General features: G+C 40.7%; 21 protein-coding genes. 11 read left to right on the top strand and 10 right to left on the bottom strand.

The annotated features are described in order from the left end of the window. Nucleotides 1-50: 50 nt before the first annotated feature. From GGE08_RS03290 to GGE08_RS03280, 3 genes are read left to right on the top strand one after another with little or no spacing between them, the layout of a single operon-like run. Complete coding sequence (locus GGE08_RS03290) at nt 51-1532, top strand: FGGY family carbohydrate kinase (protein WP_179383757.1); 1482 nt, start codon at nt 51-53, stop codon at nt 1530-1532. Between the two features lie 18 nt (nt 1533-1550). Beyond that, nucleotides 1551-2876: a xylose isomerase gene (xylA, locus tag GGE08_RS03285; RefSeq protein WP_179383463.1), complete on the top strand. Its 1326-nt coding sequence runs from the start codon at nt 1551-1553 to the stop codon at nt 2874-2876. A 58-nt stretch (nt 2877-2934) separates the two neighbouring features. After that, nucleotides 2935-4584: a solute:sodium symporter family transporter gene (locus tag GGE08_RS03280; RefSeq protein WP_179383462.1), complete on the top strand. Its 1650-nt coding sequence runs from the start codon at nt 2935-2937 to the stop codon at nt 4582-4584. A gap of 51 nt (nt 4585-4635) precedes the next feature. On the opposite strand, the gene GGE08_RS03275 is transcribed toward GGE08_RS03280, so the two are convergent. Together GGE08_RS03275 and GGE08_RS03270 are read right to left on the bottom strand one after the other, a co-directional pair. Further along, the gene (locus GGE08_RS03275; protein ID WP_179383461.1) at nt 4636-5328 is read right to left on the bottom strand and encodes a LytR/AlgR family response regulator transcription factor; all 693 of its coding nucleotides are present in this window, start codon (nt 5326-5328) and stop codon (nt 4636-4638) included. Nucleotides 5329-5331: 3 nt separating this feature from the next. Further along, nucleotides 5332-6330 carry a sensor histidine kinase gene (locus tag GGE08_RS03270; RefSeq protein WP_179383460.1) on the bottom strand — a complete coding sequence of 333 codons (999 nt, stop codon included), beginning with the start codon at nt 6328-6330 and terminating at the stop codon, nt 5332-5334. A gap of 263 nt (nt 6331-6593) precedes the next feature. On the opposite strand from GGE08_RS03270, the gene GGE08_RS03265 reads away from it, so the two are divergent. Both GGE08_RS03265 and GGE08_RS03260 read left to right on the top strand, forming a co-directional pair. Beyond that, a complete protein-coding gene (locus GGE08_RS03265; protein ID WP_179383459.1) occupies nt 6594-7154 on the top strand; it encodes a YceI family protein in 561 nt (186 codons plus the stop codon). Nucleotides 7155-7222: 68 nt separating this feature from the next. Beyond that, a complete protein-coding gene (locus tag GGE08_RS03260) occupies nt 7223-7732 on the top strand; it encodes a PepSY-associated TM helix domain-containing protein (protein ID WP_179383458.1) in 510 nt (169 codons plus the stop codon). A gap of 48 nt (nt 7733-7780) precedes the next feature. Here the strand turns inward: GGE08_RS03260 and GGE08_RS03255 are convergent, their stop codons facing one another. Continuing rightward, the gene (locus GGE08_RS03255) at nt 7781-8578 is read right to left on the bottom strand and encodes a collagen-like protein (protein WP_179383457.1); all 798 of its coding nucleotides are present in this window, start codon (nt 8576-8578) and stop codon (nt 7781-7783) included. A gap of 258 nt (nt 8579-8836) precedes the next feature. Between GGE08_RS03255 and GGE08_RS03250 the strand changes: the two genes are divergently transcribed. After that, on the top strand, nt 8837-9283 hold the full coding sequence (locus GGE08_RS03250; RefSeq protein ID WP_179383456.1) for a DUF4174 domain-containing protein: 447 nt from the start codon (nt 8837-8839) through the stop codon (nt 9281-9283). A gap of 56 nt (nt 9284-9339) precedes the next feature. Here GGE08_RS03250 and GGE08_RS03245 read toward each other — a convergent pair whose 3' ends face one another. From GGE08_RS03245 to GGE08_RS03230, 4 genes are all read right to left on the bottom strand, one after another. Further along, nucleotides 9340-9819, bottom strand: coding sequence for a nucleotidyl transferase AbiEii/AbiGii toxin family protein (locus GGE08_RS03245; protein ID WP_179383455.1), 480 nt, complete (start codon nt 9817-9819; stop codon nt 9340-9342). After that, nucleotides 9816-9998, bottom strand: coding sequence for a hypothetical protein (locus GGE08_RS03240; RefSeq protein ID WP_179383454.1), 183 nt, complete (start codon nt 9996-9998; stop codon nt 9816-9818). Before GGE08_RS03240 ends, GGE08_RS03245 begins: the two co-directional genes overlap by 4 nt. Nucleotides 9999-10448: 450 nt before the next feature. Then, nucleotides 10449-10934, bottom strand: coding sequence for a hypothetical protein (locus GGE08_RS03235; protein WP_179383453.1), 486 nt, complete (start codon nt 10932-10934; stop codon nt 10449-10451). Further along, entirely contained in the window at nt 10931-11449 is a 519-nt protein-coding gene (locus tag GGE08_RS03230; protein ID WP_179383452.1) for a hypothetical protein, read from the bottom strand. The genes GGE08_RS03235 and GGE08_RS03230 overlap by 4 nt, the downstream gene beginning before the upstream one ends. Before the next feature lie 169 nt (nt 11450-11618). On the opposite strand from GGE08_RS03230, the gene GGE08_RS03225 reads away from it, so the two are divergent. Further along, nucleotides 11619-11822 carry a helix-turn-helix domain-containing protein gene (locus GGE08_RS03225; protein ID WP_257023941.1) on the top strand — a complete coding sequence of 68 codons (204 nt, stop codon included), beginning with the start codon at nt 11619-11621 and terminating at the stop codon, nt 11820-11822. Here GGE08_RS03225 and GGE08_RS03220 read toward each other — a convergent pair. The 3 genes from GGE08_RS03220 to GGE08_RS03210 all read right to left on the bottom strand — a co-directional run bounded on the left by GGE08_RS03220 (nt 11819) and on the right by GGE08_RS03210 (nt 13333). Next, on the bottom strand, nt 11819-12301 hold the full coding sequence (locus GGE08_RS03220; RefSeq protein ID WP_179383450.1) for a hypothetical protein: 483 nt from the start codon (nt 12299-12301) through the stop codon (nt 11819-11821). The genes GGE08_RS03225 and GGE08_RS03220 overlap by 4 nt on opposite strands. Nucleotides 12302-12427: 126 nt before the next feature. Beyond that, nucleotides 12428-12868, bottom strand: a complete 441-nt coding sequence (locus tag GGE08_RS03215) for a RadC family protein (protein WP_179383449.1) — start codon at nt 12866-12868, stop codon at nt 12428-12430. 69 nt (nt 12869-12937) lie between these two features. After that, entirely contained in the window at nt 12938-13333 is a 396-nt protein-coding gene (locus tag GGE08_RS03210; RefSeq protein WP_179383448.1) for a hypothetical protein, read from the bottom strand. A gap of 357 nt (nt 13334-13690) precedes the next feature. Between GGE08_RS03210 and GGE08_RS03205 the strand changes: the two genes are divergently transcribed. The 4 genes from GGE08_RS03205 to GGE08_RS03190 are packed head-to-tail and all read left to right on the top strand — an operon-like array spanning nt 13691 to nt 22940. Beyond that, entirely contained in the window at nt 13691-15649 is a 1959-nt protein-coding gene (locus tag GGE08_RS03205) for a site-specific DNA-methyltransferase (protein ID WP_179383447.1), read from the top strand. A gap of 1 nt (nt 15650) precedes the next feature. Continuing rightward, nucleotides 15651-18779, top strand: a complete 3129-nt coding sequence (locus GGE08_RS03200; protein WP_179383446.1) for a type III restriction-modification system endonuclease — start codon at nt 15651-15653, stop codon at nt 18777-18779. Nucleotides 18780-18812: 33 nt separating this feature from the next. Beyond that, the gene (locus GGE08_RS16030) at nt 18813-21656 is read left to right on the top strand and encodes an AAA family ATPase (protein WP_218847490.1); all 2844 of its coding nucleotides are present in this window, start codon (nt 18813-18815) and stop codon (nt 21654-21656) included. Then, on the top strand, nt 21657-22940 hold the full coding sequence (locus GGE08_RS03190; protein ID WP_179383445.1) for an McrC family protein: 1284 nt from the start codon (nt 21657-21659) through the stop codon (nt 22938-22940). Nucleotides 22941-22951 lie beyond the last annotated feature (11 nt).

Here is a 22951-nt window from a genome sequence, read left to right as displayed (position 1 = left end):
ATGCACTTCACAATAATTGGCTATTTTCAATGCGAGTTTACCACGGTAATATGTATTGGATAGGTTTCGACATAGGCAGTTCATCCATAAAAGCTGCATTGATCAATGCTGATAACGGGAGCCCTATTGATATGGTTCAATACCCCGAAAAGGAGATGTCCATCGCCTCCGCACAATCTGGCTGGGCAGAACAGGACCCACAAAGGTGGTGGCAAAATCTTTGCAAGACAACCCAAAACCTGATTTCAAAAAGTAACATAAACAAAAGCGAGATAAAAGGCATTGGCATATCTTATCAAATGCACGGATTGGTCATCGTGGACAAAAAGCTAGAACCCATTCGTCCCTCCATTATTTGGTGCGATAGTAGGGCAGTAGAAACCGGGGAGCAGTTGTTCCATAATGCTGGTGAGGAAAAATGCATCGACCATCTCTTGAATGCTCCCGGTAACTTTACGCTATCCAAGCTCAAATGGGTGAAGGACAACGAGCCCGAAAACTATCAAAACATATACAAGTTTATGCTCCCGGGGGACTATATCGCTTTGCGACTGTCGGGAGAGTGTACCACTACCCCCTCGGGACTGTCCGAGGGAATCCTGTGGGATTTCAAGGAACATCAAATCGCCAAATGGCTGCTGGAAGAAACGGGAATCGATTCCTCCCTTGTCCCTGAAATCCGTCCCTCGTTCTCCGAACAGGGAAGGGTCAGCAAAAAGGGCGCCGAGGAATCCGGACTGCCCGAAGGCATTCCCATCATGTACCGTGCTGGGGACCAGCCCAACAATGCTTTGGCACTAAATGTTATGGAACCGGGCCAAATTGCCGCAACGGGGGGCACCTCCGGGGTGGTCTATGCCATCTCTGGCCAGCAAAGGACCCAAGAACATACCCGCATCAACAGTTTTGCCCATGTCAACCATTCCAAAAACGCTACCCGAATAGGTATACTGCTATGCATTAATGGGACAGGCATACAGTACAGTTGGATGAAAAACGAGCTTACCGATGGCCTTTCTTATAATGATATGAATCAAATGGCTGAAAAAGTAACTATCGGTTCGGATGGCCTTTCCATACTTCCCTTTGGCAACGGTGCGGAGCGTATGTTGGAAAATCGTGGGAAAGGTTCCCGCATCCTGAACCTCAATTTCAACATCCATAAAAAATCCCATCTGTTCCGGGCAGCCTTGGAGGGTATCGCCTTTGCCTTTGTGTACGGCATGGAAATCCTACAGAAAGATGGTGTGGACATCGGCTCCATCAAGGCGGGCAACGACAATCTCTTTAGGGCCGGTATCTTTTCCAAGACCGTGGCCACCCTGTCCCAAAGCAAGATCGATATAGTGGAGACCACTGGTGCAGTGGGGGCTGCAAGGGCAGCAGCCTATGCCCATGGGGACTTTGCCAGCATTGGCGAAGCCACCGCCACCGATGCCGTGCAGCTGACCTACGAGCCCGAAAACAATATCAATGAATACCAGGAAGCCTATCAGATCTGGAAAGAGGCCCTGAACGAATATTTGGATTAACAACTGAACAAACATATCATGATCACAACAGGAGATAAAGAATTCTTTAAGGGAATCGGCAAGGTAGCGTTCGAAGGAAAATCCTCGGACAATCCCTTTGCCTTCAAGTACTATGACGAGAACAAAAAAGTGGGCACAAAGACCATGAAGGAGCATTTTAGGTTTGCCATCGCCTACTGGCATACCTTTACGGGCGTTGGAGGGGACCCTTTTGGAGCGCCTACCATGGATTTTCCCTGGCTCAAAAGTACTGATCCCATTCAACAGGCCAAGGACAAAATGGACGCAGCTTTTGAGTTCATCACCAAGATTGGGGCACCCTATTTCTGTTTTCATGATTTTGACTTGATAGACGAAGGTTCCAGCTTGGCGGAATCCGAAAAAAGATTGGAGATCATAACCGACTATGCCCAAGAGAAAATGAAAGCTTCCGGAGTAAAATTACTATGGGGCACGGCCAACTGTTTCAGTCATCCGCGCTATATGAACGGTGCTGCCACCAATCCCGATTTTGATGTCGTGGCCGCTGCCGGTGCCCAGGTAAAAAATGCCCTTGATGCCACCATCAAACTGGGAGGCGAAAACTATGTATTTTGGGGTGGTAGGGAAGGTTACATGTCCCTTTTGAACACCGACATGGGACGTGAACAGGACCACATGGCTCGTTTTCTTCATATGGCCAAGGATTATGCCCGAAAACAGGGTTTTAAAGGGACCTTCTTCGTTGAACCAAAACCTATGGAGCCCACCAAGCACCAGTATGATTTTGATGCGGCGACGGTAATCGGCTTCCTCACCAAATATGATCTTTTGGACGATTTTAAACTCAACATTGAGGTGAACCATGCCACTTTGGCCCAACACACCTTTGAGCATGAGCTTCAGGTAGCGGCGGACAACGGCTTACTGGGCAGCATCGATGCCAACAGGGGGGATTACCAGAACGGTTGGGACACCGACCAATTTCCCGTGGACGTCTACGAACTGACACAGGCCATGTTGGTCATCCTGCAAGCTGGAGGTTTTCAAGGTGGCGGCATCAACTTTGATGCGAAAATACGCAGGAACTCCACTGACCTAGAGGATATTTTCCATGCGCACATCGGGGGAATGGACGCCTTTGCAAGGGCCTTATTGGCCGCAAACGATATTTTGGAAAATTCCAAGTATCTTAGCCTACGCAAGAATCGCTACGCTTCATTTGATACTGGCTCTGGCAAGGCATTCGAAGAAGGTAAACTTTCATTGGAAGACCTTCGTCACTATGCGTTGGAGCATCAGGATATCAAAAAGAGAAGCGGACAACAAGAAATGTTCGAAAATATCATCAATCAATATATTTGATTTTATAACCAACTAAACAAACCGTTTTGGCCCATGCCAAGACATCAAAATCTAATTTATGGCACTTATTTCATTTTTGGGATTCACTCTTTTGGTGGGCATCATCTCGTGGTGGTCCGTTAGAAAAACCGATGAATCATCTTCTGACGGTTATTTTTTAGGAGGCAGAAGCCTTACCGCTGGAGTTATTGCAGGATCGCTATTGTTGACCAATTTATCCACGGAACAAATCGTTGGACTCAACGGGAGCGCCTACAAAGATGGGCTTTCCGTTATGGCCTGGGAAACCTTGGCAGCACTTGCCATCGTGGTCACGGCCCTGTTCTTGCTCCCAAGATATTTAAAGGGCGGACTCACCACAGTACCGCAGTTTTTGGCCAAGCGTTTTGATGTCAGCACCAAGACCATCACATCCGGCTTGTTCTTAACCGGCTACGTAGTGGTACTGTTGCCTGTGATATTGTACTCCGGTTCGGTCGCCATTAGTGGAATGTTCGATGTTCCCCAACTCCTTGGGGTTTCGGACTCCACGGCCCTTGTGATTTGTATTTGGGGCATTGGCATCATAGGTTCCATTTATGCGGTTTTTGGAGGATTGAAAGCCGTTGCGGTATCGGATAGTATCAACGCTGTCGGTCTTATTGTAGGAGGTATATTGATTCCCATTTTTGGTTTGATGGCCATTGGCGACGGAAGTGTTTTTGGGGGACTTGAAACCTTGATGAACGCAAATCCAGAGCGTTTTGATTCCACCGGAAATCCCGGTCAAGAAGTACCTTTTTCTACCATATTTACCGGAATGATGCTGGTACAGCTCTTCTATTGGGGGACCAACCAACAGATCATTCAACGTGGATTGGGCGCCAAAAACCTAGCGGAGGGCCAAAAAGGACTGTTACTGGCCGCTTTTCTAAAGATTTTGGGACCCATCATCCTTGTGCTGCCAGGTATGATCGCCTACTACTATTTTGAGGGCGGACTTGCCAGTAGCGACCTTGCATATCCGGAACTGGTCCGGGCCGTATTGCCCAAACCGTTGATGGGCTTTTTCGCCGCTGTGCTGTTCGGGGCTATTTTGAGCTCATTCAATAGTGTACTCAACAGTTCTGTCACGCTCTTCGGGATAGACATCTATAAACAACATTTAAACAAGGATGCTTCAGAAATGACCGTAGTAAAATACGGGAAGGTCTTTGGCGTTTGTTTGGCCCTAGCAGCCATGTTCATTGCTCCGCTGATCGCAAATGCTGGCAGTTTGTTCAACTATCTACAGGAAATCAACGGAATTTACAGTATTCCGATTTTCACCATTATCGTAGTGGGTTACCTCACAAAAAGAGTCCCTGCCATTGCCGCCAAAATTGGCATTCTTTCGGGGTCTGCCCTTTACATCATCAGCCAATTTATTATTGGGCCAAAAATGGTGGCAAATGCACTTGCCGAGGCAAAGGCCAATGGAATCACAGACCCAGCTGAGCTCAATTTGATCGAGGCTGGAGCATATCCCCATTATTTGCACGTAATGGCGATATTGTTTGTGTCCAACATCATCATTATGCTGCTTATTGGAAAGTTCTATCCGAGAAAGGAGCCGTTCCAACTGGAATACACCAAACAAGTTTCCATAGAACCTTGGAAACACGTAAAATTGGCCAGTGGATGTATCGCTTTTATCGTAATTGCGATCTATATTTATTTTGCCAAGTAAGGTAGATATACAAGCTAACTAAAAAAGGCCGGGGTTCTACCCGGTCTTTTTTTATGGTAAGATGCTTTTCAAAAAATTATCCTTGTACGCCCTGCCCATGGGGATTTTGGCGCCATTGGTAAGCGATACCAAATTTCCCGAGATACGGTCTATCTTTTGGGTATTGATGATGTGGGATTTATGTATTTGGTAAAAATGATTCCCTCCCAAGACGTCGACCCAGTGACGTAGGGATTCATTGGAAAGTATTTTCTTGTCGGCCAAATGAATCTCAGTATAGTCGGAATCCGAAGTAATCGAATAAATATCGTTTATCAGGACCTTGATGTGTTCGTGGCTGGACTTCACGTAGATTTCCGTAAGGGGAACACCCCCGCTCTTTGACCCCTCTTGCTCGTATTTGGCGTTCACCTTGTTCACGGCCTGCAAAAAGCGTTGAAAAGAAAAAGGCTTTAACAGATAGTCCACCACATTAAGGTCATATCCCTCCAAAGCATACTCCGAAAATGCCGTGGTCAAAATAACATTGGGCGGATTGGGAATGCTTTTTAGAAAATCCAGCCCATTGATCTTGGGCAGATGAATATCCAAGAACATCAGATCCACAGATTCGGTGTTCAGGAACTCCATTGCCTTTAGTCCATCGGAAAAGACTTCTACCAATTGCAGCGTGGGTAAATCTTGGATAAATTTTCGCAATATGCGCTGGGCCGGCGGCTGATCTTCAACAATGATACATCTCATAACCTACACTTTTTCCAATTCCAGCTTCAGGTACACATGGTAGCTGTTATCGGCTTCTTCAATCTGCAAAATATGCTTTTTTGGATAAAGCAGCTCCAATCGCTTTTTTACATTCTTGAGGCCAATGCCCTTGGCCACACTGTCCAAACTAAACCCAGGTTCGTAGTTGTTCCTGCAATGGAATTCCAAATAGGAATTTTTCAATTTTACCGAAATGTCGATTTTAATATCCGATGACTGACCTGACTGGCTGTGCTTAAAGGCATTTTCGATAAATACGATCAAAATTAAAGGCGCTATCCTGTAATCTCCTTTAATGTCGTCCACATCAAAATGCACCTCTCCCCTGTCCTCGATCTGTAGTTTATACAATCGGATAAAGTTGCCCAACTGCTCCAGCTCCTTTTTCAGCGGAACCAGCTTTTCCTTGGACTCGTAGAGCATATATCTGAGGACTCCGCTCATCTCCAGAATAATCTCGGGGGTCTTTGGCGATTCCTGAAGCGCATACGAATACAGATTATTCAGGTTGTTGAACAAAAAATGGGGATTGATTTGGCTACGGAGAAACTGTAACTCACTTTCTTGTATGGTGGATTCCAATTCATCAATTTGGGCTTGTTTTTTTAAGGCGTCCCACCCAAACTTAAAGCCAGATAAAATACACATGACCGGCAATACCCCTAGCAGCGAGATATAGATGCCAGGAAAAGTCCTTCCCCGTTCGGAATCTGGAAATATAATAGGTTCCAACACCAGTTCCTCTATCAGAATAACAACGGCAACCACAATGGCGGCCCCTACAAAAAACTGCCAGTACTTTTTACGGTACAGAAAATGGGGCATTAAATAGTAGGTGACAGAGACTGTGGCCAGACTGTAAAAAGTCAAAAAAATGGCCCTGTGCACCATAATGGCACCCGTATTTCTGTTGAACGAAAAGAACAGCAGCACCAAGATGTGCAGTACAATTTGAAAAAGAAGCTCCTTGCGAGAAATCAATACACTTAAATTAGTAAATCCAAAACTAGAGATAAATCTCGGGTAAAAGAAAAGCAGTTTTATCAACAACCAACTTTAGCCTGTCAACGACATTTCTCCCATTACATTTCTTAATTTATTGGTTGATTGGGGGTTAAGCCCCGTTGTTCGCAGAAAATATTTAGATTTTCGAACCAGTTTCTCCATCTTTAGTCCAAATCACAGGAGAAAGTTGTAATCCTTCCCCTAAGTGAACATCATTACGAACACTAAAATCATACATTATGAAAAAATTATTTCTTGCAATGGCATTTTTGACCGGCTTAATGGTCAGTGCCCAATCTACATGGAAATCGGACCCAGCACATTCCAAGGTCGGTTTTGGCATTACCCACCTTATGATTTCACAAGTTGAAGGACTTTTTAGCGATTTTGAAGTAACAGCAACGGCCACCGAATCCTTTGATGATGCGACATTCTCTGTGGACATTAAAACGGCAAGTATCGACACCGACAATGAGAGACGCGACAACCATTTGAAGAGCCCAGACTTTTTTGATGCCGAAACATATCCCTCCATCACCTTTGAGAGCACCAGTTTTGAAAAAACAGGAGACAAGACATTCAAGGTCATGGGAGACCTTACCATACACGGAACCACCAAAAAGGTGACCTTGGACGGAACAGTGAACGGTATCATCACCAATCAACGGAGCAATAAATTAAAGGCTGGATTAAAGCTTTCTGGAACCATCAATCGATTGGAGTTTGGTGTCGGGGAAGAGTCGGCTTCCATAGGAAACGAGGTAGACATGACCATTCACTTGGAAATGGCCCAACAATAACCGAAATTTACAGCCTAGCAACAAGAAAGGCCAATTGGCCTTTCTTCTTTATTTACAACAAACTTAACATGGGAAGAAAATCAGAAAACACGTTTAGGGAATTCCACCGCTATTTGGGGTTCTTTTTGGCCGGAATTATGGCCGTTTACGCCATTAGTGGCATTGTACTTACGTTCCGAAACACCGATTATTTGAAAAGCGAATATCAGGTAGAAAAAACATTGGAACCCAATATGCAGGAAGAGGCTTTGGGCTCCGCTTTGCGCAAAAGAGGCTTTAAGGTGGACAAAACCGAGGGCGATATGGTATATTTTGATGGCGGCACCTACAATATGAAAACAGGTGAGGCATCCTACACGGAAAAACGTTTGCCCGCTATTTTGGAAAGCATGAACAAACTGCACAAGATGCACACTGGAAATCCATTGTTCTGGTTGGGTATCTTTTTCGGGATTGCCTTACTATTTTTTGCGGTTTCAGCATTTTTTATGTTTAGGCCCTCCGCTCCCATTTATAAAAAGGGACTGTATTTTGCCGCGGCAGGTTTTCTGCTGACGATAGTCCTACTATTGGTATAAACATAAAAGCCACCGAGTTCGGTGGCTTTCTTTTTGTATGCTCCTACGCTAAGGATTGATGCCCAGATAGGCTACTGCCTCTTCATAGGTCATCTTTTTTAGGTTTTCGATGGTGCCTTTGCCCAATGAACCCGATGGGGCCAATACATATCTGAGACTTATTTCAAGTTCCTCATCCTTCCCCATAGAAACTCCCTTGAACACTTCGTTGTTCATGATGATCGATTCCGAATAAATGGATATCAAGATATTTCCTGGAGAGAACGAATAATCAAAAACGTCTTTGCCAATTTCATCTTCATTATAAAAAACGATGACCTGTTGTGGCAGAGAAACGATATTATCCGTATTAGGCACTGTTTCCGTCCCGTTTGATCCATAAATGTAGATCTGGGCATAAACCAGCACCACGCCACCATTGGCAATATCCTCTGTTAATTGGGGAACATCCCAATTATAGGTCAGTAAAGGGTGACTATCCGAGTATTCGAATAAATCAAGTACAGCAGGCACATGTAACCAATCGCTGGCAATTACGTTCATGTTACCATCTTGACCATCAACCCCATCAATCCCATCGGTACCTGGAACCCCTTGCTCGCCTTGCGGACCTTGTTCACCTTGCGGACCCTGCTCACCTTGAGGACCCTGTACGCCTTGGGGGCCAGGATCTCCTTGTTCCCCTTGAGGTCCTTGTGGCCCGGGATCACCCTGAGGCCCTACCTCGCCTTGTTCGCCTTGAGGTCCCATGAGACCATCGGCCCCATCTTCAACAGAACAGGAAAAATGTAAACAAATGGATGCAGTGACCATGGCAGCGATTGCTAATTTTCTATATAACTTCATAGTACAGTTTGGTTTTTATGTTACGATGCCTACAACGTCCTCATCTTTCAAATTGTTATGAATTATCTTACAATTTGTTGTGTCTTATCTTATAGTTGTTGTGTAAAGGCAAGTTGTATGAAGTATTTTTTTTTTGAATCATACACGGGATGTGCAAAACCACTTACCTCAAAAAATATGACTAACTTTTAAGGGGTATCCCGAATAGTTGTTATCCACGATAGAAGTAATGCCCCTACATACCAAAAATTGAATTCGATGAAAAATCCACTGATATTAAAAATCCTCATTTTGATGAGTCTTTTTGCTACTAAACCTATGTCCGCCCAAAACTTGGACAATCATAAATGGAAACATAGAACCCTTATCATAAAAACCGCTGTTGACCATTCCGAAAGATTCGCAGACCAGCTATTGGAATTCAAGGACTCGAATAAAGAACTAAGGGAACGAAAACTGGTGCTGTATGCCATTCGGCAAGATGAATTCTCTTTTACGGATTATACCAACAACATGGAGAATTACACCGGAAAACTTCCTGAAAAAGGAATCAAACCCATGCTAAATGCAAACGAAGCGTTTGAGATCATCCTTATTGGCCTGGACGGCGGAATCAAACTTCGAAAAAATGATATCGTTTCCCGAGAAGAGCTATTTAGCATCATAGATGCCATGCCCATGCGAAGAAATGAAATGAGGAATTGAGCAAAGAGATTAGGCAGATAAATCCACCTTTGATTCAAAAGAAGAGCAGGGCTTTACTAGTTACTTTTATTGTTGATTCGCTTCAGTTGTTGGACATCGGCCAAATCCTTGGGCCTTCCTGATTTTATCTTACTTGTAATCAAATCATCAAGACTTAACACTTTCCACTTAAGATGGGGTTGGTCTTCCAACGAAGCCTCTTCAGCATCTTTATAAGCTTGGTCGAAGCTTTTGATTACGGAAAAATTGGTGATAAGTTCTAGGTTGAGGTCGGCTGGTGAGAATTTAATGGAAATGTTTTGGCGTCCATCCTTCACTTCCTTGGGGAAATCTTCAATCTCATATCCCATCTCATTGAACACTTTTATCAACCTTTTAAAATTTTCTTCCTTGGAATCTATCCAGAAATCAACGTCGGCAGAATGTCTTTGATGCCCGTGAAAATTGACGGCACCACCACCTACCATGAGCATCCGAACCCCATGTTTGTGGGTCATTTCCAAAAAAAGGTCGATATCCTCTTTCCATTGTCTCATTTACCTGTAGTAATTTGAATGGTGAAGTTATTCCCATCGTCTTTGGCCTTTGTCGGAAATCGGTTGATGCGCTGCATCAGATCTAAGAAACGGTAAATCCGCTCAACGGGGGTGAGCTCCAAGAAATTCCTTTCTTGCTCCTGATTGGATTCATTCTTGGTACGAAATTGCACTTCCATTTTTCAATCAATTGCTATTCTGGAATATAAAGATATTACAAATTGATCAGAGCCAAGTTTAAAAACGAATGCGCCTATGAGGTGAAGATTTTTTTTGGGCTAGACTTTAAAAACGATTCCCAAATATCCTGTCTGTCTTCCAATAAAAAAGGCTCCAGAGTAAGATTTTCTCTGAAGCCTTGCTGTGTCTGCTCCCCCTCTTGGGCTCGAACCAAGGACCCTCTGATTAACAGAAAGTTTGGATTATCTATCCTATGGTTTCATTTATTACATTATTACTTGAAAATTAGCACTGTAGGATATAATTTGAGCCAAAAATTTTCAGTTGTTTTCATTTTATTCTTTCACAAGCAAGTACCCAAACTAGTACCATAATTATTACTTGAAACTCAAAGGAAATTTTGCAAAGGTTGCAAAGGTTGCAGTTCTTACAAGCTTAACTATTAAAAATTAAAATGCCTCTTTTTTTATTATGGCTTCCCCTCCATTTAATTTTATTAAATGAAGAAGTGCCTTCTCCATCCTTTTTGGCATATCATCCTCTTCAAACTTTTTATCCAGATAAATCGAAAAATAATTGTTGAGCTTCCTTTCCTCTGGTATTAAATGCTGATTCTTATATTCCCCTTCTTCGATACATTTATTTCCCGAGTTACAATAAAAACTTATTGTAAATCCTTCACGGTCGTCAACTTTAAATGGACTTATTTTAATACTCTCTACATTCTGGTATGAAATTCCAGAATAAGAACCATATGATTTAATTAAAATAATTTTTTCAGAATCAAAACGCAGAAAATTATTCTTGTGAAGTCTATTGTTGTACTTATAATAGTTATACTTTTCAGATATCCATAACTCCGTTTCCCTTTTGCTTTGGGCATTTAAACTACCGCAATTTAAAATAACTAATAATACAAAGACAATTCTTCTCATAATTGCTGGAATTTAATTGTTTGTGAATCATTCAAATCCTTCAATGCAGCAATAAATCCAAGGTACATGTCATCTATTCTTGCTACAGAAACAGTTTTTGATTTAGAGAAGACAATTGTTGATACGGTTAGAACAAAAGTCTTTCTTTTTTTGTCCCAGAATATATTAGCCGGATAAGAAGGTGTGGCCCATTCATTAATCAAATCGTACCTTTCCTTTATAGACCATAATTCTTCGATGGCAAAACGGGTTTGAATTGACACTTTTTCAAATAAACGATAACTTTCATGGACAACATGTAATTTGGTATCAATTCCACTTAGTTCTTTTATTCCATCGATAGTATATACTGTGGATTCAGACTCAGGATCATTAAACTTCAGGATTACATTAAGACCCCTTCCTTCAAAATATAAATCGAAGAACTCATTAAGAGGATATTTGTCTTCAGTTTCTTGTGAAGCCAAACCAGTATTTACCATAAGTACTACGAGAGTTAATAAAAATGTTTTCATTGGTTTTATGCTTTTGGTTATTTACAATTTTCAAGATACCATTCATTTTACCTAGCCCTTTACAGAATCACTCATTTTATACTAACCTGTTATCATTTGTGATAACCAACTAGGCACAAACATAGGGCATTTTTGGGTTGTATCATATGATAACCCTATGCAGGCCAAAATGCTACAGTATAAAGTTGGTGAAAGAATTCGAGAAATACGGGTTCAAAAGAACCTTTCCCAACAGGACTTAGCGGCTAAATGTAATTTTGAGAAATCCAATATGTCCAGACTGGAAGCAGGTAAAGTGAACTGCACACTTTCCACAATCAACAAGGTAGCCATTGCTCTTGATGTCAAAATTGAGGAACTTTTTAAATTTTAGCATTTTTTGAACGTTGCTGCGATTAGTTGTTCAATAGTGGACGCTTGATTATTTACCAAGACTTCCACCAACATTTCTTGATCTATCAATCTTGTACCGCACAACATATCCAATTTGATATAGATATCTCCATACTGTTGATACAGGCTAGAGTTGAAGGAAAGCCTTTTTATATTGACCAAACATTCAGCATATTCGCAAAAATCTTCCATTCTAAAACAAGTGCATTGTGGTAAGGCTACTCTTTCTGGAAATAGGAGCCCCAATGTGACCTTATCAAATACGGAGCTATTACTATCAAGTACGTCCCAATCCCACAGGGGCTCATATTCCTTTATCAAATCATAACTCCAGTTAATGTACCTATTAGCGGATACATATTTGAAGTCCAGTTTATCTTTGAAAAAGTCCAGTTCAATTTCATTGAAAGGATAGACCTCTGCTAAACATAGTTGATAGACCTCCAGATTTTTGGACATGGGTTAATTTCGTTCCTAAAGGTACAGGTAAATTAAAAAAACGCTATTAATATATGGGTTCAAATTTCTCAAGAACCTGAGAAGCTACTAAATGAGGGGCACTCATTCAGCCATGCGTTTTCGGGTTTACATCAAACCTTTATCAGAGAAGCTTGTATATCCGTTTTTTGTTACTATAACGTGATCCAAAAATTGAATATCCAAATAAGCTGCCGCTTGTTTCAGCTTCTTGGTCAACTTGATATCCGCATCACTTGGCTTTAAATTCCCACTGGGGTGGTTATGGGCCACAATTATGGAAGATGCGTTGCATTTTAACGCGATCGAAAAAACCAATTTGGCATCTACAATTGTTCCGGAAACCCCTCCCCTCGACAATGGGCATATGCCCAATACTTCGTTGTTACGGTTCAGAACCATTACCTTGAATTCCTCCTGTAGTTCAATTGTATTAAAGTTCCAAGAAGAAAGAAAGCTCTCGAATGCCTTTTGGCTAGAGGTTATCTTTATCTTGTTGGAATCCCCAGATGAATAGGACACCACTATCTCCCTTATAAAATTTTTCATTGTTTACATATTAATGTCCAAGTCTGCTTGCAAGTCAATGACCTACAGCAGAATTGGACCTGTTATTATTTACATCACCCCATTTGTGGAGAATTGTTCCACGGGATTCTCAAATTTGACAAAGTCATCCAGAGTTGAAGAGGACTTCTCAACCTTTGCCTCTTGCACTATCTCAGGCTGGTATTCATACCTGTGGGAAAGTTCAATGACCTCTCCTGTTTCCTTAAGCGTGTACTCATAAGGTTCAGTTTCCACTTTTACAATCCTACCCGGCATTTCTGTACCGATAAGGCTCTTGCAGGTTTCTTCATTAAAGGTTGAGGGAATAGTCACTTTCCTTGCGGTTGCATAGAACCTTTCCGTCTTTTGGGATTTAACCATCTCAATGCCTCCTTGAAGTTCCAATGCAAAAAAGGATTCACCATCCTCATTGGTGTACTGTTTGTAATCGATGATTCGTACCATAGTATTAGATTTTAGAGTTAAACATTTGAAGTGTTCCAACACATTAAAGACAACAGTCTTTAAACAGCTATCACCTTGTTTGTATAAACTGTCGCCTGAAAAAAATGTGCTGAAATGAACAGGCAGGGGGGTATCCCCTTCCTTGAAATTAGTGGGGGTCTTGTGAGGGGGAGGTTTGCAAAAGGGCTCCCACAAAAAATTTTAAAAAAATTTAAGTTGTAGCCTTAACAATAATTAAGTTTCCGTCTTAACTTTCCTTAATTACTTCCAGAATTTTATATTTTAACAGTCGATTTCTATTGTAACCCCCCTACAAACATACAAAGTGCCAACATTGACTAAAACAAGTACAAATACATGGTATCAAAAGATAAGTTAGACCTATCCTCTCCCGATTTAGTGAACGAAAACTTTGAAAAGTTGGCAGCCCTCTTCCCCAACTGCGTTACGGAAAGCGCAGAAGGCAAAGCCATAGACTTTGACCTGCTCAAGCAAGAGCTAAGCCATGCCGTGGTAGAAGGCAATAAAGAACGTTACCGTTTGGAGTGGCCAGGGAAGCGAGAAGCTATAGTAACCGCCAATCTACCCACTACCAAAACCCTACGCCCTGTTCGAGAAGATTCTGTAGATTTTGACAATACTGAAAACCTCTACATAGAAGGCGACAACTTAGAAGTGCTCAAGCTATTGCAAGAAAGCTATTTGGGTAAGATTAAGATGATTTATATAGACCCGCCATATAATACGGGTAGAGATTTCGTTTACAAAGACAATTTTAAAATCGAATCAGATAAAGAATTGATAGACAGTGGTCAAGTGGACGAGTATAACCAGCGTTTAGTAGCTAATCCTGATACAGCGGGACGCTATCATTCCGATTGGCTAACAATGATGTTTCCAAGGTTAAAATTGGCGAGAAATCTTCTGCGAAAAGATGGTGTCTTATTCATTTCAATTGGGCAAGATGAAGTTTCTAATTTGGTTCAGCTCGTTGATAATGTATTTGGTGAAGTAAATAGAATTAGCGTTGTAGGGAGACTTGCAAAGTCAGGTGGCAACAAAGGGAAATTCTTTTCACCAAACATAGAATATGTCATAGCAGTTGCAAGAAATTATGATGATGCAAGTGGCTTTAGGGACGAGATGGATCCTGAATTGATAAAAAAGGTCTACACAAAAACTCAAAAAGATGGCGATAGGAAGGGTGAAAAATATAGAGCCATGGGATTATATCAATCTTCTCTTGATCCAATGCGTGGATGCGTTAATCAAAGATATTTTGTGGAAGCACCCGATGGAACCCTTGTAATTCCGCCAGGTAATATTTTCCCTTCTGAAAAGAAAGATGGTTCCAAAATTGCGCCTCAGACACAAAAAGATGGTGTTTGGAGATGGACTTATCCAAAGTATTTAGAAGAGAAAGAAAAGGGAAACGTTGAGTTTGCCGAAACCAATAAGGGTGTTTTGGTAGATAGCGATGGAAATCCGTCTAAATGGAACGTGAACACAAAGATTTGGTTAAAGGACAGACAAGATGCGGGACAGTTACCGAATGACCTAATTACTAAATACGAAAACAGACACAGTGCCAAAGAATTAAAGGCGATTGATATACCTTTTGAATTTGCGAAACCTACAGGGCTTATATCCTATTTAGCCAAAATCTGCAACTCAGAATCAGGTGATATAATCTTAGACTTTTTCTCAGGGTCAGCTACAACAGCTCATTCCATACTGAATCTAAATAGTGAAGATGGTGAAAAACGAAAGTTTATTATGGTGCAGATTCCTGAAATACTTGAAGGAAGTGAAGCATATAATGCAGGGTTCAAAGAGATATGCACTTTAGGCAAAGAGCGTATACGCAGAGCAGCCAAAAAAATCAAAGAAGAAACCAATGCAGATATAGATTATGGTTTCCGTGTCTATCGCTTAGACAGCAGCAACATGCAGGACGTCTATTACAAGCCGCAGGACTATGACCAAGGGAACTTAGACCTCTTTGCAGACAATGTAAAGTCAGACCGCACCGCAGATGATTTATTGGCACAAGTAATGTTGGATTGGGGCTTACCCCTATCGCTTAAAATTGAGCAGGTAGAAGTATCAGGAAAGAAGGTCTTTAAAGTAGCTGAGAACTCGCTCTATGCATGTTTTGATAGTGGCATTGATGAAGACTTTGCTAAAGCCATTGCCAAAGATGAACCGCTACGCATTGTGTTCAAAGACAGTGGCTTCAAAAACGATACTGCCAAAACCAATGTAAAGCAGCTACTGAAGCAGCTAAGTCCAGAAACTGAAATGAAAGTAATATAGGATGAAGCTACAGTTTAAAGAACAAGACTTTCAGGTCAATGCGGTTCAGGCTGTGGTAGATTGTTTTGAAGGGCAACCCCTCAAAACCAATCGCTTCACTTTAGAACGCAGCAAAGAACTAATACGCAAAGCCAAACAAGCAGCTTCAGGAGAGCAAAGCTTAGATTTTGGCTTAGAAGAAGAAATAGGCTACCGTAACTCTGCTATCCAGCTCATGGAAACGCAGATGCTAAAGAACATTCAGGAAGTTCAAAAGAAAAACGACCTGCATGAAAGTCAACAGATAGAACGCCCTCGTGGTGTAAAGTTGGGCTACAACCTAACCATAGAAATGGAAACAGGTACAGGTAAAACCTATACCTATATCCGTACCATGTATGAGCTGCATAAAAAGTATGGTTGGAGCAAATTCATTGTAATTGTACCCAGCATTGCCATTCGTGAAGGAGTGTACAAATCCTTTCAGGTAACACAAGACCACTTTCAAGAACTCTACGGGCATAAGATCAATCCATTCATTTACAATTCAGGTCGCCCACAGGATATTGAGAATTTCGCTTCTGATAGTCGTATCAGTGTTATGATTATCAATACCCAGGCATTCAATGCTCGTGGTAAAGATGCCAGACGTATCTATCAGGAGTTAGACCAATTTGGTACTCGTAAACCAATTGAGATAATTGCCCAAACCAACCCAATTTTAATCATAGATGAACCACAATCCGTAGATGGTGCAAGAACCTTGGAGAGCATGCAAGACTTTAATCCACTATTCACGCTACGCTATTCAGCTACGCATAAAGTGGAATACAATAAAGTCTATCGTTTAGATGCCTTAGATGCCTATAACAAGCGTTTGGTCAAGAAGATACAGGTAAAGGGTATCAACCTAAAAGGCTCAACAGGCACCAATGGCTACCTCTATTTGGAGAATATTAGTCTCAGCACCACCAAGCCACCTTATGCAGTTATTGAGCATGAAAAACGCACCGCTTCAGGTTCAATCAGTAAAAAGCGAGTTAAAGTAGCCGAAGGTTATAATCTCTATGAGCAGTCAGGCAATATGCCTGCCTATAAGAATCAGACGATAACTGAAATAAATGGCTACCTCAATAAAATAGTAGTTGGTAGACAGGATGTCTATCCAGGTGACATTCTCAATGATAAAGACGAACACGCCTTTCGTAGAGTACAGATTCGGGAATGTATCCTATCTCACTTGCAAAAGGAAAAGCAGCTCTTTGGTCAGGGTATTAAAGTCCTATCTCTATTTTTCATTGATACAGTAGAGAAATACCGTGTCTATGATGAATTAGGAGACCAACAATTGGGTGAATACGCCCAGATATTTGAAGAAGAATACGATAAGGTCAAGAACGAGTTCTTAGACCTTTTTCAGCAGGAATACAACGATTTTCTGAAGGATACAGACCCAAGCAAAGTGCATAAAGGCTATATGCCTACCAACTTTGGAGAATACCTTAAAAGGGATGATGCCAGTCAGGTACACAATGGCTACTTCTCAATAGATAAAAAAGGTAAAACCATAGACCCAACTACCAAACGTGGTTCAGAAGAATCAGATGATGTTTCAGCCTATGACTTGATTATGAAAGACAAGGAAAGGCTACTGAGCTTTGAAGAACCTACACGTTTTATCTTTTCACACTCAGCTTTGAAAGAAGGTTGGGACAACCCGAATGTCTTCCAAATATGTGCCTTAAAACATGCTGAAAGTGGCAGTTTAACCAGACGCAGACAGGAAGTAGGTCGTGGTATGCGTTTGTGTGTTGATAAGCGTGGAGTCCGTCAGGATTTTGAGCTGGTTGGCGACCAGGTACACGAATTGAATAAGCTTACTGTCATTGCTTCTGAGAGCTATGAAGCCTTTGCAAAGGGATTACAGAAAGAGATAGCCGAAACACTTAAAGACAGACCACAAAAAGCAGAAGTAGATTACTTTGTAAGCAAACTTGTTACCAACGAGCAAGGCGAAGAATTACGCCTTACAGAAGATGATGCCAAGAAGCTTCAGTTCAAACTCATTGTTGGTGAAGTCATTGATGAAGATTACAAGATCACTCCTAAAGGGAAAGAACTGATTGAGCAAGGTAAAGTTCCCTTACCAGAAAAGCTTGAACCTTTTAAAGAATCGGTATGCAAGCTGTTGCAGACAATATATACAGGTACTGAGTTTAAACCAGAAGATGAACGCCAAACGGTCATTCTCAATACCAACAAGAACTTCGCTAAGAAAGAGTTTCAAGCCCTTTGGGATAAGATTAACCTAAAGACCATTTACGAAGTACAGTTCGATACGGAGCAGCTTATTCAGGATTCTAAAGTCAAAATAGATGCACAGCTCAACATTGGGGACCGTGTATATGAAGTAAAGACAGGTGAATTAGAAGATGGAAATGCAGAGCAAATGAAGGAAGGTAGTTTGGTACGGGAGTCCAAACGCCAATACATGAAGCTCAAGAATGATTTGTATTCCAATACGGTTTATGATGTTGTAGGTGAAATAGAAGTACAAACCAACCTCACTCGTAGAACCATTGTAGAGATACTCAAGAAAATCAAGCAAGAGAAGTTCTTGCTAATCCGTAAAAATCCAGAAGAGTTTATAGGCAAATGCAGCAAGCTGATTAATGAAGTAAAAGCAAGCCTCATTATCAACAACATTGTCTATCACAAGACCGAAGAACGGCATGATGCCAAGACCGTGTTTACCAACGATAAGTTCGCCTTACGTAAGTCTGAATTGCTCAAGAAGCACATTTACGACTTCCTTACTTCCGACTCTAAGATTGAATCAGACTTTGCTACAGCATTAGAAAACAGCACCGAAGTTGTGGTCTATGCTAAGCTTCCAAAAAGCTTCTATGTTTCTACACCAGTAGCCAACTACAGTCCTGATTGGGCAATCGTATTTGATAAGGACAAAGTGCGCCATATATACTTTGTAGCAGAGACAAAAGGATCTGATTCGGTTATGGACTTACGAGAAATAGAGAAACTAAAAATCCATTGCGCTACAGAACACTTTAAAGAAATAAGCGGCATGGACGTTCAGTTCAAGCAGGTTGCAAATTATGATTCTCTTCGAAGTATGTTAGAAACTGTTTAATGAGAAATACTTCATACCAACTCAACCTGATAAATGGCATTTGAACCAAAAAATATTACAAAGAATCACATACTACAAGGTGTTGCTAAAATTCAGGAAGAACAGCCTGAATTAAAACCTTCTACCCGATGGGATGTGGTTATAAATGGAGAGAACTATCCTCCAAAAGAAATTATGCGATATGCCCACCAAGAAATGAATGGTGAGTTTATTTGGCATTATGGTGGTGGCGAAGCAACCAATAAATGGCTAAAGCAATTTGATTTTAAAATCATAGATAAATCAGATAAGGCTGATCCTGTACTTGAATTGATTGAGCGATATAAAGAGCATGCACGAAAGTCGCAATTAAAAGACGAGCTTTATAAATGGCGATTGGTTAAAACTTTTAAAGGAAGACCAAACACAAATGCTTCGGATTTCACACAAGAACTCACCAGTATCAATTTCGGGAACCTAATTTATCCAGTAGGAATATCGGTGATTCATCATATTGTAAAAGAACGGCCTGAAGAGTTCCGGGAGGCATTTAAGCATTTATTTGATGAAACGATAGAGCTATCCGAGCGTGTTTCATACTTCGATGAACAAACACTAAAGATTTATCGTGACATAGATCCTACAAACACTTACTCGCATCACCAGGATGAACGAACAATGGCTACTTACTTAGCTTTTCATAATTCATCAAAATATGCTTTTTACAAGGATTCGTTCTACCAAAAGTATTGTAAGCTTATTGGCATAAATCCTGAAAAGAAGGGTAAGAAACTTGTTCATTATTTGTCGCTTCTTGATGAATTTATCGAGAACTATATTTTAGAAGATTCTGAACTATTAGACTTAAAAAAGGAATTGCTTACTGATGATTGCTACGAAGACAACAATCATAAAATTTATGCTCAGGATATCCTTTACTCCACTTTGGATCAACAAAAAGGTTTGGGAAGAACCTATTGGCGAGTTGGCACAAGCGATGGACAAACCAATTTTTGGGATATCATGCAAGCCAATCAGTACATTTCAATTGGTTGGTCAGAAATTGGTGATTTAAGCGAACAAGAAGTTCAAAACAAGAAGGATGTAATTCAATTACTGGATAATCAAGGATATTATTCAAATGACAAGAAAGTTGGAAGCCGAAAAGCAGGTGAGATTTTTAACTTTTACAACGATATTCAAGAAGGTGATATCATTCTTGCACAAGACGGCTCTGAGATATTAGGAATTGGTGTAGTAATTGGAGATTATGGCTATGATTCATTGCAGACATTTTCTCATTACAAACCGGTACAATGGAAATTAATTTCCCCTTCACTTAAAAATTCTGAGGGTTTAAGAACTACTGTGTATAAGCTCTCACAACCGGATGTTATCTACCAAATAGACAATCTCCTAAAGGAATATAAAAAAGATCAAAAAATGGCTAATGAACTCAATCAGATTCTTTTCGGTCCTCCAGGAACCGGGAAAACATACAACACTATTAATAAAGCTCTAGAGCTTTGTGGTGAAGATTTAACCGGATTAAGTCGTTCGGATATCAAAGCTCGTTTTGAGCAAAGGGTAGATGAAGGTAGAATCATTTTTACCACTTTTCATCAGAGCATGACTTATGAAGACTTTGTAGAGGGGATTAAGCCCATTGAGCCTGAAAAAGAAGGTGATCCGGTGATTTATCGTGTGGAAGAAGGGATTTTTAGAAAGCTATGTATTGAAGCCTCCTTTTCATTAGCCAAAGAGGAAGAATCGGTAGCTACTGAAAACGTACTCGACTTTTCATTAGCCTTCGACAACTTTGTTCAGGAGATTGAAGAAAAATTAGCCTCAGAAGAAACAATTGAGTTAGCTACCAAAAATGGTGGTAAAGTAGTTGTTGATGGTGTTTCTCAGCAAGGTAATATCGCTATCAAACATGTTGGAGGTTCAAGAAATTACACCGTATCTAAATCTCGTTTAACCAAGCTTCAATCAGGAATAGAGGATTTAGATGATGTAAATAATATTAATGATGAATTTAGAGCAATAATTGGAGGTAGTAATTCATCGGCATATTGGGCTGTTTTAAAAGCCATAAGAGATTCAAATAACCAACCGACTTCAAGAGATACTCCAAGAAAATACTCTTGGGACGATAAAGTACAAGTAGTAAAATCTTTGAAAAAGGAAGACTACAAAGGAAAAACTGGAGAACCGTTTGTACTTATTATTGACGAAATAAACAGAGGAAATGTATCACAGATATTCGGTGAGCTAATCACCCTCATAGAGGAAGATAAGCGATTGGGTAATCCGGAAGCAATTCAAGTACAATTGCCATACAGCAAAGATTGGTTTGGAGTACCTCCGAATGTTCACATTATTGGAACCATGAATACCGCAGACCGAAGTGTAGAAGCTTTGGATACAGCTCTTAGGAGAAGGTTCAGCTTTACTGAAATGCCTCCAAAACCGGAACTCATTAACACAGAGGGTAAAGTGGAAAATGGAGTTGTAAATAGTATTGAGCTTTCGGCCCTATTGGAAACGATAAATAAGCGAATTGAGAAGCTATTGGACAAAGACCACATGATTGGTCATAGTTACTTTCTATCAGTTGAAGGGTTAAAAGGCTTGAAATCAGCTTTCCAAAACAAGATCGTACCTCTGCTACAAGAATACTTCTTTGGTGATTATGGTAAAATTGGGTTGGTAATTGGTTCTAAGTTCTTTGACATCAAAGACAATCAGGTAGATGAAGACTTCTTCGCTCCATTTGAAGATTATGATAGCAGCCCCTTGGTAGAAAGAAAAGTTTATCACCTCAAAAACATCGAAGACATGAGTGAAGAGCTGTTTATTGAGGCTTTGAATGACTTACAACGCAAAAACAAGTAATTGAGTAAGGAGAATAAACATATCACCGTATTTGAACACGAAAGCCTTCGTAAAGACCGAGGTGAGCAAAGGCTCACAAATGGTCAGTTAGAAGCTTTGCAATTGTTCTATGGAGAAAACGGGGTTCCATATTACTCTTTGATTCATCATGGCGTTCGCTTCAATGAATACGTTGGTGTGATTCAAGTTGGCAAAACGGTTATAGAAGTCTTGCCAAAAGCTGATAAATCCAATGATACCGACAGGTGGAGAAACGTGTTGATTAACATGCTGTATGCGGTTGGGATATTTGATATTCATGCCCCTAGCAACAGTAATTTAAGATTGCGTTCAAATTCTATTCTCGACCTTTATTTTGAGCTTTTTATCAAAGAAGTTGAATATCTGCTGCATAGAGGTTTGGTAAAAAAATACCGGAAAACAGAAGGAAATAGAACTGCTTTAAAAGGCAGTATTCAGTTTGCCAAGCACATAAGTCAGAATTTGGTGCACCAGGAACGATTTTATGTAAGGCACACCACTTACGACAAAGAGCATGACATACATGCAATTCTTTATAAAGCCCTGAAGCTATTGAGTTATATCAATACCAATGTACAATTGAATAGCAGACTGGGAGCCCTATTATTGGATTTTCCGGAGCTATACGACATAAAAATAACAGAAGCCTTATTTGATAAAATTGCCCTTGACCGCAAAACAGAACCTTACAGAAATGCACTAGAAATAGCTAAACTCATTCTGCTCAACTATCACCCAGATGTAAATCGAGGAACCAATAATGTATTGGCACTTATGTTTGATATGAATGTGCTTTGGGAGCAATTTGTATATGTGAGTTTAAGAAGGCATAAAGGAAGTACCACGAGTATTGCTGCTCAAAACACTAAGAATTTTTGGAAGCCATTATCAGGCTATCGAAGCAAAATGAAGCCCGACATTGTTGTCAACAAAGGCACAGAAGATTGTGTAGTGCTTGATACTAAATGGAAAAACTTGAACGGTTATAATCCTTCCCCGGAAGATTTGAGGCAAATGTTTGTATACATGAAATACTATGGTGCAAAGAAAGTAGCTCTAGTATATCCGGGAGCAGAAAACAGAAACCAATCGGGGCAATATTATGACCATAGCTCTCAGGATTCAAAGCATCTGAGCAATGAGGAATGCAGCGTTATCTACATTGGAGTTGAAAAAAACGTAAAGGCATGGCAAAAAATAATACATGAAAACATTAGCAATTGGTGTCAATTGCAGGAAATGGAAGAATTGCATATAAGGTAATCAAAAGCATT

Source organism: Allomuricauda sp. ARW1Y1 (assembly GCF_013407935.1).
GTDB lineage: Bacteria > Bacteroidota > Bacteroidia > Flavobacteriales > Flavobacteriaceae > Flagellimonas.
Note: the sequence above shows the minus strand (reverse complement) of the source record. Positions and strands in the feature narration are given on the sequence as shown.